15 protein-coding genes and 1 pseudogene are annotated in these 14,192 nt (G+C 73.1%); 15 read left to right on the forward strand and 1 reads right to left on the reverse strand.

What is annotated here, in order from left to right; translation table 11 throughout:
• The first annotated feature begins 152 nt into the window (after positions 1-152).
• Positions 153-2,075, forward strand: coding sequence for an ATP-dependent zinc metalloprotease FtsH (ftsH, locus tag DDQ41_RS23640; protein ID WP_172607721.1), 1,923 nt, complete (start codon positions 153-155; stop codon positions 2,073-2,075).
• 348 nt (positions 2,076-2,423) lie between these two features.
• On the opposite strand, the gene DDQ41_RS23645 is transcribed toward ftsH, so the two are convergent.
• Positions 2,424-3,284 (reverse strand): class I SAM-dependent methyltransferase, encoded by an 861-nt coding sequence (locus DDQ41_RS23645; RefSeq protein ID WP_172607720.1) that lies wholly within the window; start codon positions 3,282-3,284, stop codon positions 2,424-2,426.
• Positions 3,285-4,191: 907 nt separating this feature from the next.
• On the opposite strand from DDQ41_RS23645, the gene DDQ41_RS23655 reads away from it, so the two are divergent.
• The 14 genes and pseudogenes from DDQ41_RS23655 (at position 4,192) to DDQ41_RS23720 (ending at position 14,185) form a co-directional block, all read left to right on the forward strand.
• On the forward strand, positions 4,192-4,785 hold the full coding sequence (locus DDQ41_RS23655) for a hypothetical protein (RefSeq protein WP_093653554.1): 594 nt from the start codon (positions 4,192-4,194) through the stop codon (positions 4,783-4,785).
• A 231-nt stretch (positions 4,786-5,016) separates the two neighbouring features.
• Entirely contained in the window at positions 5,017-5,457 is a 441-nt protein-coding gene (gene rpsP / locus DDQ41_RS23660; protein ID WP_109296277.1) for a 30S ribosomal protein S16, read from the forward strand.
• Between the two features lie 2 nt (positions 5,458-5,459).
• Positions 5,460-5,699 carry an RNA-binding protein gene (locus DDQ41_RS23665; RefSeq protein ID WP_017947632.1) on the forward strand — a complete coding sequence of 80 codons (240 nt, stop codon included), beginning with the start codon at positions 5,460-5,462 and terminating at the stop codon, positions 5,697-5,699.
• A gap of 79 nt (positions 5,700-5,778) precedes the next feature.
• Complete coding sequence (gene rimM / locus DDQ41_RS23670) at positions 5,779-6,336, forward strand: ribosome maturation factor RimM (RefSeq protein ID WP_109296278.1); 558 nt, start codon at positions 5,779-5,781, stop codon at positions 6,334-6,336.
• Complete coding sequence (gene trmD / locus DDQ41_RS23675; RefSeq protein WP_109296279.1) at positions 6,336-7,157, forward strand: tRNA (guanosine(37)-N1)-methyltransferase TrmD; 822 nt, start codon at positions 6,336-6,338, stop codon at positions 7,155-7,157. Before rimM ends, trmD begins: the two co-directional genes overlap by 1 nt.
• A gap of 131 nt (positions 7,158-7,288) precedes the next feature.
• The gene (gene rplS, locus DDQ41_RS23680) at positions 7,289-7,639 is read left to right on the forward strand and encodes a 50S ribosomal protein L19 (protein ID WP_093653557.1); all 351 of its coding nucleotides are present in this window, start codon (positions 7,289-7,291) and stop codon (positions 7,637-7,639) included.
• 72 nt (positions 7,640-7,711) lie between these two features.
• Entirely contained in the window at positions 7,712-8,479 is a 768-nt protein-coding gene (lepB, locus tag DDQ41_RS23685; protein ID WP_109296280.1) for a signal peptidase I, read from the forward strand.
• Positions 8,480-8,657: 178 nt separating this feature from the next.
• Positions 8,658-9,164 (forward strand): annotated as a pseudogene (lepB, locus tag DDQ41_RS33090) (signal peptidase I); the annotation flags it as partial.
• A 283-nt stretch (positions 9,165-9,447) separates the two neighbouring features.
• A complete protein-coding gene (gene lepB / locus DDQ41_RS32645) occupies positions 9,448-10,389 on the forward strand; it encodes a signal peptidase I (RefSeq protein WP_109296281.1) in 942 nt (313 codons plus the stop codon).
• 51 nt (positions 10,390-10,440) lie between these two features.
• On the forward strand, positions 10,441-11,184 hold the full coding sequence (lepB, locus tag DDQ41_RS23700; RefSeq protein WP_109296282.1) for a signal peptidase I: 744 nt from the start codon (positions 10,441-10,443) through the stop codon (positions 11,182-11,184).
• Complete coding sequence (locus tag DDQ41_RS23705) at positions 11,177-11,710, forward strand: NUDIX hydrolase (RefSeq protein ID WP_109296283.1); 534 nt, start codon at positions 11,177-11,179, stop codon at positions 11,708-11,710. Before lepB (DDQ41_RS23700) ends, DDQ41_RS23705 begins: the two co-directional genes overlap by 8 nt.
• Positions 11,711-11,766: 56 nt before the next feature.
• Positions 11,767-12,075 (forward strand): DUF2469 domain-containing protein, encoded by a 309-nt coding sequence (locus DDQ41_RS23710; protein WP_017947641.1) that lies wholly within the window; start codon positions 11,767-11,769, stop codon positions 12,073-12,075.
• Positions 12,076-12,179: 104 nt separating this feature from the next.
• Entirely contained in the window at positions 12,180-12,560 is a 381-nt protein-coding gene (locus tag DDQ41_RS23715) for a YraN family protein (protein WP_109296284.1), read from the forward strand.
• The gene (locus tag DDQ41_RS23720; RefSeq protein WP_109296285.1) at positions 12,560-14,185 is read left to right on the forward strand and encodes a YifB family Mg chelatase-like AAA ATPase; all 1,626 of its coding nucleotides are present in this window, start codon (positions 12,560-12,562) and stop codon (positions 14,183-14,185) included. The genes DDQ41_RS23715 and DDQ41_RS23720 overlap by 1 nt, the downstream gene beginning before the upstream one ends.
• Positions 14,186-14,192 lie beyond the last annotated feature (7 nt).

A 14,192-nucleotide genomic window follows, 5' to 3' on the forward strand; every position in this document is an offset into this window, starting at 1 on the left:
CCGCGATCACCCGATCGCGGGGCCCCGGGCCGTCCCGGACCACGGCGGCCGGGCAGCCCGTCCCACCGCGGCCCGCTCCGGGTGGCAGCGTGCCCTGTTCTGTGCGCTCATGGGCAGAGATCGGGAGCAGCCGAGGGACCGGAGGGCAGGCCGTGGCCAATTCCGTACCCCCGCGCGACCGCACCGACCAGCCCTGGCGGTCGGAGGGGGCACCGCCGCCCGCGCCGCCGCGCAGGAGGCCGCCCGGTGGCTGGGTCGTGCTCGCCGCGACCGCCGCGGCCCTCTTCCTCGTCGCCTACGGGATCCTGTCGTACTTCGCCGGGGGCGGCGAGCAGACGATCTCCTACACCGAGTTCAGCAAGCAGGTCGAGGCCGGCAACGTCACCAAGATCTACGCCAAGGGCAGCACGATCGAGGGAGAGCTGAGGACACGGCAGCCGGTCCCCGGCGGCGAAGGCGACTACACCACCTTCCGGACCGAGCGGCCGGAGTTCGCCGAGGACGACCTCTGGCGGCAGCTGAGCCAGAAGGGCGTGACCGTGACGGCCGAACCGGTCGTCGTCCAGCGCAGCCTGCTGGCCAATCTGCTGCTCTCCCTCGCGCCGATCGTGATCCTCGTGCTGCTCTGGGTGGTCCTGGCCAGACGCCTGGGGCCACGGCTGGGCGGCGGCCCGCTGGGCCGCAAGGCGCCTCCCCGCCCCGTCGAGCTGGAACCCCACCGGCGCACCACCTTCGCCGACGTGGCGGGGATCGACGAGGTCCAGGGCGAACTCGACGACGTCGTCGACTTCCTCAAGAACCCCGACGTCTACCGGGCCATGGGGGCGCGCATGCCCGGCGGTGTCCTGCTCGCCGGCCCGCCGGGAACCGGCAAGACGCTCCTCGCACGGGCCGTCGCGGGCGAGGCGGGGGTGCCGTTCTTCTCCGCGTCCGCGTCGGAGTTCATCGAGATGATCGTGGGCGTCGGGGCCTCCCGCGTCCGCGAGCTGTTCGCCGAGGCCCGCAAGGTGGCCCCGGCCATCGTCTTCATCGACGAGATCGACACCATCGGGCGGGTGCGCGGTGGCGGCGCGACCGTCGGTGGGCACGACGAGCGCGAGCAGACCCTGAACCAGATCCTGACGGAGATGGACGGCTTCACCGGCTCCGAGGGCGTCGTGGTCATCGCCGCGACCAACCGCGCGGACGTCCTCGACCCCGCGCTCGTCCGGCCCGGGCGCTTCGACCGCATCGTGCACGTCAGCCCGCCCGACCGGGCGGGCCGCGAGGCGATCCTCAGGATCCACACCCGGGACATCCCGCTCGCACCGGGCGTCGACCTGGCCCAGGTGGCCCGTACGACACCGGGTATGACGGGTGCCGAACTGTCCAACCTCGCCAACGAGGCCGCGCTGCTCGCCGTCAAGCGGCGGCAGGGCGGGGTGACGCAGCGGGACCTCTCCGACGCCCTGGAGAAGGTGCAGCTCGGCGCGGAGCGCGCGCTGGTGATGCCCGAGGGCGAGCGCCGCAGGACCGCCTACCACGAGAGCGGTCATGCCCTGCTCGGCATGCTCCAGCCGGGCGCCGACCCCGTCCGCAAGGTCACGATCGTCCCGCGCGGCCGGGCCCTGGGCGTCACCCTCTCCACCCCCGACGCCGACAAGTACGCGTACACCGAGGAGTACCTGCGCGGCAGGATCATCGGCGCGCTCGGCGGCATGGCGGCGGAGCACATCGTCTTCGGGATCGTCACCACCGGTTCGGAGAACGACCTGGAGCAGGTGACCCGGCTGGTCAGGGGCATGGTCGGACGCTGGGGGATGAGCGAGCGCGTCGGCCGCTTCACCGCGGTGCCGGGGGACGGGCAGGAGCCGTACGGGCTCGCCGCGGCCCCGGCGACGCTGGACGCGGTGGACCACGAGATGCGCAGGATCGCCGAGGAGTGCTACGAGAGCGCCTGCCGGCAGCTCCGCGACAACCGCGACCGGCTGGACGCACTGGCCGAGGCGCTCCTCGCCGGCGAGACGCTGGACGAGGAGGAGGCGTACCGGGCCGCGGGCATCTCCCGGCTGAGGAAGGACGCGAACGGCCACTGACACCGGGACCCTCGGCGGACCCTGACACCGGGAGCCGGGCGGCAGGCTCGGGCGGCGAGTCCGAAGCTCGGGCTCGAACCACGGGCCCGAGTCGCAGCGGGCACCCGGGGCTCGGGACTCGAACCACGGGCTCGAGCCGCAGCGGGCACCCGGGGCTCGGGGCTCGGGGCCTGCGGCTCGGGGAGCGCGGAGCGCCTGCGTGCCGGCCCCGTGCCGTGGGTCCGCTGGTCGCGGACCCGGGTCGCCAGGCCCGGATCGCCACGCCCGGCCTGCCCGCGGACGCCCGGATTCCGGGGCGGCCTCACGGGACAGGCGCTGTAGTGGGCCCGCCGGCGGGGGCAGGCCCCGTCACGGCGTACGCGCTATCAGATACCGGAAGACGTTGGGCATCCACACCGTCCCGTCGGCCCGCACATGGGGATGGAGCGCCTCCCTGACCTCCTTCTCCACCTGCGCCGGGTCCGTCGCCCGTACCGCCGCGTCGAACAGGCCGGTCGACAGCAGTCCGCGCACTGCGCTGTCCGGATCCGCGTAGCCGAAGGGGCACGACACCCGGCCCGAACCGTCCGGGCGGATCCCCGCCCGGGACGCCACCTCCTCCAGGTCGTCCCTGAGCGTCGGCCGCCAGCCGCCGTCCGAGCGCAGCCGCTCGGTGAGCCTGCTCGCCACCCGCAGTACGGCCGCGGTGGCACAGCGCTCCGGCGGGCCCCAGCCGGCCAGCACCACGGGGCTGCCGCGCTCGGCGAGCGGAACCGCGGCCTCCAGCGCGGGCACCAACCCGTCGGAGTCGCCGGCCGTACACCCGATCGGCTGAAAAGCCGTGATCATGTTGAACCGCGGGCTCCGGGGATCGACGGCCTCCGCCGGCCCGCCCTCGACCACCCGGGCGCCGGGCGAGGCCCCTGACCCGGAGTGCTCCCGCCCGCAGGCGAGCCGCTCGCGCGCCAGCGCCGTCCTCGCCCGGTCCGTGTCGACGCCGGTGACGCCGGCCCCGCGCCCCGCCGCCATCAGCAGGGCCAGGCCGGTGCCGCAGCCGAGGCCGAGGACGCGGGCGCCGGGGCCGACCTCCAGGTGCTCGTACACCGCCTCGTAGAGCGGCACCAGCATCCGCTCCTGGATCTCGGCCCAGTCGCGGACGCGCCGCCTGCCATCCGCCGCCGGGGGCGCTGAGGAGGGCCGAGGGTGGTGCGGGACGAGCGTAGGTGTCATCGAAAGCGCCCCAATCCGCCGAGAGGTCAGCCTTGCCCTGCTGGACAGCCCCCGTGTCGTGTCGCTCGCGCCCCCCGTATGCCAGGGAACTGCGCTTCGCTCGGTACGTCCAGAGGTCGCACCGCAATGGCTCGGATGCCCCGGTCGTGCGCCCCCGCGCCCGGAACTTCTCCGCATCCAGAGTGCCGCCCCCTCACGATTCCCGCCATGGCAGAGCCGCGGGCCGCTTGCCGCAGGGGGAGCGCCGTCTCCGCTGCGCCCAGGCCCCGGCCGGCGGAGCCGTGGCCGGGGTCGGGGCCGTGGCCGTGGCCGGAGCCGGAGTGTGGTCGGGGCCGGAGGACGGCGGCCCCACGCTCGGGACGACGGAGATCGCCCCGCCCGGCTGCGGGCCCGGTGCGTCCGCGGCGGAAGTCCGGGGCGGAAGTCCGGGGCGGCCGGGGTGGGAGCCGGCCGCCCGGTGCGAGAAGTCCGGGGCGGCCGGGGCGTGCCCCGGCATCCGGCCGGGCGTGGTTCCCCGCGGCCGGGAGGGGCGGCGGCCGGGAACCGCGGCCCTCCCGGTACGCTCGCGAGCGTACCGCGCACCCGGGGGCGGACCGCGCGCCCCGGACCGGTCGGCGGCGGTACGGAACGCGTGAGCGCACGCGGGCGCGCGCTCACGAGGCGACGCGCCCCTGCCGGGGGTGCCCGCCCGGGCGCGCGGCGCTCGGCCGGGTATCCGGTCCCGCCGGTGTCGCGTTGCTGTACGGACGCGTGACTACGTACCACCTTGTTGTGAGCTGCGAGGCTTCTCCGCAGATCAGCGCACCCGCCCTCGTCAGGACGCATCAATGCCAACTGACGGGTACGTGCAAATTATTTGGGATGCCCCGGAATGGAACCCGGGGAGCGTCCGGCTCGTTGTCACGACGTGAGCACGACACCACCTGTTCTCGCCGCAGAGCTGGCACAGGCGTGGGCCGACATTCAGCGGCACCACCCCGAGCTGCCCGATCTTGCCGCGCCAGAGTCACTGATCGGAGAGTCCTCGTCGGCCTGCGGGCACGAACTCTCCTTCGAGCGACTGCTCCACGAGGCAGTCCACGGTATCGCCGCCGCCCGGGGAGTCCGCGACACCTCGCGCGCCGGCCGCTACCACAACCGCCGGTTCCTGGCGATCGCCGAGGAGATGGGCCTGGACCACCCGGAGGAGCCACACCCCAGCAGCGGCTTCTCGCTGGTCACGCTCACTCCCGAGGCGAAGCGGCGGTACCGGCCGACCATCGAGCGGCTGCAGCGCGCCCTCGCCGCGCACACGGTCGCCACCGCATCCGACACCAAACGCACCTTCCGCGGCCCGGCGGCCCGCCACGGCTCGTCCGGCGGCGGCGTCCGGGTCAAGGCGGTCTGCGACTGCGGGAGAAACGTCCGGGTGGTCCCCTCGGTCCTCGCCCAGGCGCCGATCGTCTGCGGCGGCTGCGGCAAGCCGTTCCGCATCCCCGAACCGGTGGCGGCGGCGAGCTGAGCGGGACCCGCCCCCGACCGCACGCCGGGAGTGACCGGCCGGCCCGGCCCGGGGCCCACGGCCTCGGGTCGGCCGGGCGGTGTCCGTGTGGCACAATGTCCAGCTGTACTCGACAGTCGCACAGGACCCCTCTCTCCTCCGGCTGACGCGTCCATCGGGCCATCGGGTACCGCAACCCCACGCGGCATCCCGTCATGCCCAACCACGTCAAAACCAGGAGATCCCACTCCCGTGGCAGTCAAGATCAAGCTGAAGCGTCTGGGCAAGATCCGTTCGCCTCACTACCGCATCGTCGTCGCCGACTCCCGTACCCGCCGTGACGGCCGGGCCATCGAGGAGATCGGCCTGTACCACCCGACGTACAACCCGTCGCGCATCGAGGTCGACTCGGAGCGCGCCCAGTACTGGCTGTCCGTCGGCGCCCAGCCGACCGAGCCGGTCCTCGCGATCCTCAAGCTCACCGGCGACTGGCAGAAGCACAAGGGTCTGCCCGCCCCGGAGAAGCCGCTCCTCGTCCCGGCCACGAAGGAGGAGAAGCGCCGCTCCTTCGACGAGTTCGCCAAGGCTCTCGAGGGTGAAGAGGGCAAGGGTGAGGCCATCACCCAGAAGTCGAAGAAGACCGAGAAGAAGGCGGACGAGGCTGCGGCCGCCGCCGAGTCCACCGAGGCCTGAGCATGCTCGAGGAGGCTCTCGAGCACCTCGTGAAGGGCATCGTCGACAACCCCGAGGACGTGCAGGTCGCCTCACGCAACCTGCGTCGCGGCCGGGTGCTCGAGGTCCGGGTGCACCCCGACGATCTCGGTAAGGTGATCGGCCGCAACGGCCGCACCGCGCGCGCCCTGCGCACCGTCGTGGGCGCCATCGGCGGCCGTGGTATCCGGGTCGACCTCGTCGACGTGGACCAGGTCCGCTGAACAAGTTGATCACCGGCGCGGGCCGGGGAGGGCCGGTCGGCCCGCCCCGGCCCGTCGTCGTACGACAGGAGCTTTGAGCGTGCAGCTGGTAGTCGCGCGGATCGGCCGCGCCCACGGCATCAGGGGCGAGGTCACCGTCGAGGTGCGTACCGACGAGCCGGAACTGCGGCTCGCCCCCGGAGCCGTCCTGGCCACCGAACCGGCCTCCGCGGGCCCGCTGACCATCGAGACGGGACGGGTGCACAGCGGCCGGCTGCTGCTGCGCTTCGCAGGCGTCCGGGACCGCGGCGGCGCCGAGGCCCTGCGCAACACCCTGCTGATCGCCGAGATCGACCCGGAGGCCCTGCCGGAGGAGCCCGACGAGTACTACGACCACCAGCTCATGGACCTGGACGTGGTGCTCGCGGACGGCACGGAGATCGGCCGGATCACGGAGATCTCCCATCTGCCGTCGCAGGACCTCTTCATCGTCGAGCGGCCCGACGGGAGCGAGGTCATGATCCCGTTCGTCGGGCAGATCGTCACCGAGATCGACCTGGCCGGGCAGAGGGTCGTCATCGACCCGCCTCCCGGCCTCGTCGACGACCGTGCGGAGACCGCCTCGCGGCGGGACGCGGACGCCGGGGACGGGAACTGATGCGGCTCGACGTCGTCACCATCTTCCCCGAGTACCTGGAGCCGCTGAACGTCTCCCTCGTGGGCAAGGCCCGGGCACGCGGGCAGCTCGACGTCCACGTCCACGACCTGCGGGACTGGACGTACGACCGGCACGGCACCGTCGACGACACCCCTTACGGCGGCGGACCGGGCATGGTCATGAAGACCGGGCCCTGGGGCGAGGCACTGGACGAGGTCCTCGCCTCCGGCTACGAGTCGGGCGCCCGCGCACCCGCCCTGGTGGTGCCGACCCCGAGCGGCCGCCCGTTCACCCAGGAACTCGCCGTCGAACTCTCCGAGCGCCCCTGGCTGGTCTTCACCCCGGCCCGCTACGAGGGCATCGACCGCCGCGTCGTCGACGAGTACGCGACCCGCATACCCGTCCACGAGGTCTCCATCGGCGACTACGTGCTGGCCGGGGGCGAGGCCGCCGTCCTCGTCATGACGGAGGCCGTCGCACGGCTGCTGCCCGGTGTCCTCGGCAACGCCGAATCCCACCGCGACGACTCCTTCGCGCCCGGCGCCATGGCCGACCTCCTGGAGGGGCCCGTCTACACCAAGCCGCCGCTCTGGCGCGGCCGCGGCGTCCCGGACGTGCTGCTCAGCGGCCACCACGGCAGGATCGCCCGATGGCGCCGGGACGAGGCCTTCCGGCGGACCGCCCTGCACCGGCCTGACCTGATCGAGCGCTGCGACCCGTCCGCGTTCGACGGGAAGGACCGGGAGACCCTGTCCGTCCTTGGCTGGACGCCGTCCCCCGACGGCCGATTTTGGCGCAGGCCGCGGGCCGTGGAAGAATAGGCCGCTGCCGTTCGTCCGGCGTGCGCCCCTGCCACGGGGGGACACGACGCCCGCCCCGACGCCGCGGCTCCTCCGCCATCACCCCGGATACCGTCGATGACCTGTGGCATCGGCGAAGAAAGCAGACGAACATGTCGCATGTGCTCGACGCCGTCAACGCCGCCTCGCTGCGGACCGACCTCCCCGCCTTCCGCCCCGGTGACACCGTGAACGTCCACGTCCGTGTCATCGAGGGCAACCGCTCCCGTATCCAGCAGTTCAAGGGCGTCGTCATCCGCCGCCAGGGTTCGGGCGTCAGCGAGACCTTCACGGTCCGCAAGGTCTCCTTCTCCGTCGGCGTCGAGCGCACCTTCCCGGTGCACAGCCCGATCTTCGAGAAGATCGAGCTGGTCACCCGCGGCGACGTCCGCCGGGCCAAGCTGTACTACCTTCGCGAGCTGCGCGGCAAGGCCGCGAAGATCAAGGAGAAGCGCGACAACTGAGCCGCGGCTCACACCCGTGCCCTGCTGAGGCCTCATACGGTTCTTACGGCGGCCGGATAGCATCTGGCCCCGATGGACACCGAAGCACTGCACACGGAGCGCGACCGCTCCTCCGCCCCCGGGACCGACGGGTCCGGCGCCGGAGAGGGGTCGCGCTCCGTGTGCTTCCGGCGGCGGCCCGGCTGGCGGCGGGCCGCCGCCCTCGTCGGCGCCTGCGCCGTGTTCCTGCTGCTGCTCAGCCAGTTCGTGATGCAGCCGTTCCTGATCCCCAGCACCTCCATGCAGCCCGCCCTCGAGGTCGGCGACCGGGTGCTGGTGAACAAGCTGGCATACCGCTTCGGCTCCGAGCCGAGGCGCGGTGACGTGGTCGTGTTCGACGGCGCCGGCTCCTTCGTGCCGGAGGACGCGGCGGGGAACCCCGTCAGTGCCGCCGCCCGGGAGGGCCTCTCCGCGCTGGGGCTCACGGAACCGTCCGACACCGATTTCGTCAAACGTGTGGTCGGCGTGGGCGGCGACCGCGTGGTCTGCTGCGACAAGGGGGGAAGGCTCGAGGTGAACGGCGTACCGGTCGACGAGAGCTACCTGTACGCCGGCGAGACCGCGTCGCACGTCCCCTTCGACATCGTGGTACGGCAGGGGACCCTGTGGGTCATGGGCGACCACCGCAGCAGGTCGCGGGACTCCCGCGACCACCTGGGCGAGCCCGGCGGGGGCACGGTGCCCCTCGACAGGGTGATCGGACGCGCGGACTGGATCGGCTGGCCGGCCGACCGCTGGTCCCCGCTGCCGCCGACCGGCGCCTTCGACCGCGTGACCGCGCCGGACGGCGCCCATGGGTAGCCGCGGACGCCGCGCGAGCCACCGGGCCGACACCAGGTTGCCCACCGGCACCCGGCCCACCGACGGCGGCCGGACGCTCCCCGGACGCGCCGAGCGGCGCAGGCTCGCCAGGAAGGTCAGGAGACGGCGCCAGCGCTCGGCGGTCAAGGAGATCCCGATCCTGATCACGGTGGCGCTGATGATCGCCCTGGTGCTGAAGACGTTCCTGGTGCAGGCGTTCGTCATCCCCTCGGGCTCGATGGAGCAGACGATCCGCATCGACGACCGGGTACTGGTCGACAAGCTGACGCCCTGGTTCGGCTCCAGGCCCGAGCGCGGCGACGTCGTCGTCTTCAAGGACCCCGGCGGCTGGCTCCTGGACGAGCAGACGCCGCGGCCGGACGACCCGATCGTCGTCAAGCAGGTCAAGGACGTACTGGCCTTCATCGGCCTGCTGCCGAGCGACGACGAGCAGGACCTGATCAAGCGGGTCGTCGCGGTGGGCGGCGACTCGGTGAGGTGCTGCGACCAGGAGGGCAGGGTCACGGTCAACGACGTCCCGTTGGACGAGCCGTATCTGCGCCCCGGCAACGCCCCCTCGAAGCTGCCGTTCGACGTGCAGGTCCCCGAGGGCCGGCTCTTCGTGATGGGCGACCACCGGTCGAACTCGGCCGACTCCCGGTTCCACCTCGACGAGGAGTACAGCGGCACCGTCTCCGAGGAGGAGGTCGTCGGACGCGCCGTGGTCATCGCCTGGCCGCTCGACCACTGGAGCGGACTGGAGGAGAGGGGAACGTACACCTCGGTCCCCGATGCGCGCGCCGGGGCGGCCGCCGCTGGTGGGCCGTCGCATAGTGTGTCCTCCCGGGATCACAAAGGAGTGGTCCTGCTCCCGAGCCCTGCGGAACTCCCGCTCGTTATGGGAGTGGTGGGCCTGCGCCGTCTCGGGCGCGGGCGGTCGCACGGAGTGAGGAGTGGATGTGGGGGATTTGGCGGTGGGCGCACGTTCCGGACACGAGGAGCCCGAGGAGCGGCCCGAGCGGGACGCGAGGCCTTCCCCCGGTTCCGGCAGCTCCGGCGGCCTTCCCCCACAGGGCGACGGCGGTTCGGGAGACGGTGAGGCGGCGGACGGCGGCGGCTCGTCCGGTACCGGCGCGGCCGGGCAGCGGTCCTTCTGGAAGGAACTGCCGCTGCTGGTCGGCATCGCGCTGGTGCTGGCGCTGCTGATCAAGACCTTCCTGGTGCAGGCGTTCTCGATCCCGTCCGACTCGATGATGAACACGCTGCAGCGCGGCGACCGGGTGCTCGTCGACAAGCTGACGCCCTGGTTCGGCTCCGAGCCCGAACGCGGCGAGGTCGTGGTCTTCCACGACCCGGGCGGTTGGCTGGACGACACCCACACCCCCGAGCCCAACCTGGTGCAGCGGTTCTTGAGCTTCATCGGCCTGATGCCGTCGTCGGAGCAGAAGGACCTGATCAAACGCGTGATCGCGGTCGGCGGTGACACCGTCTCCTGCAAGAAGGGGGGCAAGGTCATGATCAACGGCAAGGCCCTGGACGAGACGTCGTACATCCGCCCGGGAAGCACGCCCTGCGACGACAAGCCGTTCGGTCCGATCCGGGTGCCCGAGGGCCGGATCTGGGTGATGGGCGACAACCGGGACAACTCCCTGGACTCCCGCTACCACCAGGAACTGCCCTACAACGGCACGGTCAGCAACGAGGACGTCGTGGGGCGGGCCGTGGTGGTGGCCTGGCCGTTCGACCGCTGGTCCACGCTGCCCGTTCCGGACACCTTCGACCAGCCGGGGCTGAACTCGGCGGCGCCGGTCGGGGGGACCGCGGTGCCCGGCGCACTGGCCGCGGCGGGCGTGCTGCCGACCGTGCTCGTCCGCCGCAGGAGGCTGACCGGCGGGCGAACCGGCCGGTAGGGTGCCGCTCGGATCAGCGATCGCCGGTCCCGGGAGGAGGGGAGCGCTGCGATGAGCGGAACAGGACGTACGGACCGCGGCCGCCGCCTCGGCGGTGTGCTGTCGGGGCTCGCCGTCGCCGTCGGCTGTGTGCTCTTCCTCGGCGGCTTCGTCTGGGGGGCGCTGCTCTACCAGCCGTACACGGTGCCGACGGACTCGATGTCCCCGACCGTGGCGCCTGGGGACCGGGTGCTCGCGCAGCGGATCGACGGCTCCGAGGTCCGGCGCGGGGACGTCGTCGTCTTCACCGACCGCGTGTGGGGCGACGCCCCGATGGTGAAGCGCGTGGTCGGGACCGGCGGGGACGAGATCGCCTGCTGCGGCACCGACGGCCGGCTGACCGTCAACGGCAGGGCCGTCGAGGAACCGTACCTGCGCGGCGACGGGCCCGCTTCACCGATCGGCTTCACCGTCTCGGTGCCCGAGGGGAAGCTCTTCCTCCTCGGCGACGAGCGCAGGAACTCCGTGGACTCCCGGTCCCACCTTCAGGAGGCCGGCCGGGGCACGGTGCCGGCGGGATCCGTCAGCGCCCGGCTGGACGCCGTCGCCTGGCCTCCCGGCGGATTCCTGGAACGGCCGCGGAGCTTCGCCGCACTGCCGGGAGGAGTCTCCGAGCCGGGGCCCATCCGGCCGGTTCTGGTGTCGGTGCTGCTCGGTGCCGTGCTGATCCTCGGCGGCGCAGCCTGGGGACCGCTCGCCGGGCTCGCCGCACGGCGGCGGGCCACCGGGCGGAGCGGGGCGGCCGCCGATGCCTGAGGAACCCGGGGGCCCCGGGGCACCCGGGACGGCCGCGGACGGACCCGCGCTGCGCCGGGTCTCCCGGGTGATCCTGCTCGATCCCGACGACCGCGTGCTGCTGCTGCACGGCTTCGAGCCGGACGACCCGGACCGCGACTGGTGGTTCACACCCGGTGGCGGGGTCGAGGGCACGGAGTCCCGGGAACGGGCAGCGCTGCGCGAACTGGCCGAGGAGACGGGGATCACCGCAGCCGAACTGGGGCCGGTGGTCTGGCAGCGGCAGTGCTCCTTCCCGTTCGACGGCCGCCGCTGGAACCAGGACGAGTGGTACTACCTGGCGCGTACCCGGCAGACGGCGACCAGCATGACGGGGCTGACCCGGCTGGAGCGGCGCAGTGTCGCCGGGCTGAGGTGGTGGACCTGCTCCGAACTGTCCGCGGCCCGTGAGACGGTGTACCCGACCAGGCTCGCCGAGCTGCTGCGTACGCTGCTCGACGAGGGGCCTCCGAGTGCGCCTGTGGTCCTGGCCCGGGAAGTCGCCTGAGGACGCGGGGGCCGGCGCACAATAGGGGGGGACGCACGGCTGAAGGGGAACATGCCATGAGCGCCGAGGACCTCGAGAAGTACGAGACCGAGATGGAGCTGAAGCTCTACCGGGAGTACCGCGACGTCGTCGGCCTGTTCAAGTACGTGATCGAGACCGAGCGTCGCTTCTACCTCACCAATGACTACGAGATGCAGGTGCACTCGGTGCAGGGTGAGGTCTTCTTCGAGGTCTCCATGGCAGACGCCTGGGTGTGGGACATGTACCGGCCCGCCAGGTTCGTGAAGCAGGTCCGGGTGCTCACGTTCAAGGACGTGAACATCGAGGAGCTGAACAAGAGCGATCTGGAGCTTCCCCAGGGCTGACCATCCGAACGGGTGGCGCGGTTTTCCACAGCGAGGCGGTTGTCCACCAAGATCCACCCGCTGGGGCCGCTCGCGTCAGAGTCGGTGCCGGAGGTGGTGCCGAGATGAACGCGACGGGGGCACTGGGGCGGTACGGCGAGGAGCTGGCGGCCCGGCGGCTGGCAGCGAGCGGGATGTCCGTGCTCGCCAGGAACTGGCGATGCGGACGGGCCGGCGAGATCGACATCGTCGCCCGGGACGGCGACACGGTGGTCGTGTGCGAGGTCAAGACGCGCAGGGGCGGTCCGGCGGGGCGGGCGCCCTTCGAGCATCCGATGGCCGCGATCACCACGGCCAAGGCGGACCGCCTCAGACACCTGGCCGCATGCTGGCTGGAATCCCATGAGGGGCCACCGCCCCGGGGCGGGGTGCGGATCGATCTCGTGGCGGTGCTGCTTCCCCGGCGGGGCGCTCCCCGGGTCGAGCACGTGACGGGGGTGGCCTGATGGGATTCGCCCGCACCTGCTCCGTGGCCCTGGTGGGCGTCGAGGGCGTGGTCGTGGAGGTCCAGGCGGACCTCGAACCAGGGGTCGCGGCCTTCGCCCTGGTCGGGCTTCCGGACAAGAGCCTCGTGGAGAGCCGCGACCGGGTCCGGGCGGCCGTCGTCAACTCCGGCGCCGAGTGGCCGCAGAAGAAGCTCACGGTCGGGCTCAGCCCGGCGTCCGTGCCCAAGGGCGGCAGCGGGTTCGACCTGGCTGTCGCGTGCGCGGTCCTGGCCGCCGCGGAGCGCATCGATCCCGGCGCGATCGCGGATCTCGTGCTCCTCGGCGAGCTGGGTCTGGACGGCCGAGTGCGGCCGGTGCGGGGAGTCCTGCCCGCGGTCCTCGCCGCGGCCGAGGCGGGATACCAGCAGGTCGTCGTGCCCGAGCGGACCGCCGGCGAGGCCTCGCTCGTACCCGGCGTCTCGGTCCTCGGCGTGCGCAGCCTCCGCCAGCTGATCGCGGTACTGAACGACGAGCCGGTGCCGCGGGAGGAGCCCGAAGGCGACGGCCGGCCCGGCGCCATGCTCGCGGGGCTGGTGGTGCCGGGCGCCGGGCTGGGCACGGGACTCGCCACCGACCCGGGACGGGCCGGGGGCCCCCTTCCCGACCTGGCGGACGTCGCCGGTCAGCACGGGGCGCGGACCGCGCTCGAGGTCGCCGCGGCAGGGAGGCACCACCTGCTGCTCCAGGGCCCTCCGGGCGCGGGCAAGACGATGCTCGCCGAGCGGCTTCCGTCCGTGCTCCCGCCACTCACCCGCAAGGAGTCCCTGGAGGTCACCACCGTCCACTCGGTCGCGGGCACCCTGCCGCCCGGCGAACCCCTGGTGCGCACGCCGCCCTACTGCGCCCCGCACCATTCGGCGACGATGCAGTCCCTCGTGGGCGGCGGACAGGGCATGCCGAGGCCCGGAGCGGTCTCGCTGGCCCACCGGGGCGTCCTCTTCCTGGACGAGGCCCCGGAGTTCTCCGGCAAGGTGCTCGACGCCCTCCGCCAGCCGATCGAGTCGGGTCACGTGGTCGTCGCGCGCAGCGCGGGCGTGGTCAGGCTTCCCGCTCGGTTCCTCCTGGTGCTGGCGGCCAACCCCTGCCCCTGCGGGCGCCACACCCTGCACGGCATGGGATGCGACTGCCCCGCCTCGCTGATCCGGCGGTACCAGGCGCGGCTCTCCGGCCCGCTGCTCGACCGGGTCGACCTGCGGGTCGAGGTGGAGCCCGTCAGCCGGGCCGAGCTGCTGGGCCGGGGCGTCCGCGGGGAGCCGTCCGCCGCCGTCGCCGCGCGGGTCGGGGAGGCGCGCGACCGGGCGGCCGCACGGCTGTCCGGCACCCCTTGGCACGCCAACAGCGAGGTGCCCGGCCACGAGCTGCGCACCCGCTGGCACACCGCGCCCGGCGCACTGGCAGCGGCGGAGCGGGACATGGAGCGGGGACTGCTCACGGCCCGGGGCATGGACCGCGTGCTCCGGGTCGCCTGGACGGTCGCCGACCTAGCGGGCCGCGACCGGCCCCACGCGCGCGATGTCGACCTGGCGCTGCAACTGCGCACGGGTATCGCCCGCGGTGTCCCGGCGGGTTTCGGAACCGAGCGATGAGCGCCGG

The sequence above is a fragment of the Streptomyces spongiicola genome, assembly GCF_003122365.1.
In the GTDB taxonomy this organism is placed as follows: domain Bacteria; phylum Actinomycetota; class Actinomycetes; order Streptomycetales; family Streptomycetaceae; genus Streptomyces; species Streptomyces spongiicola.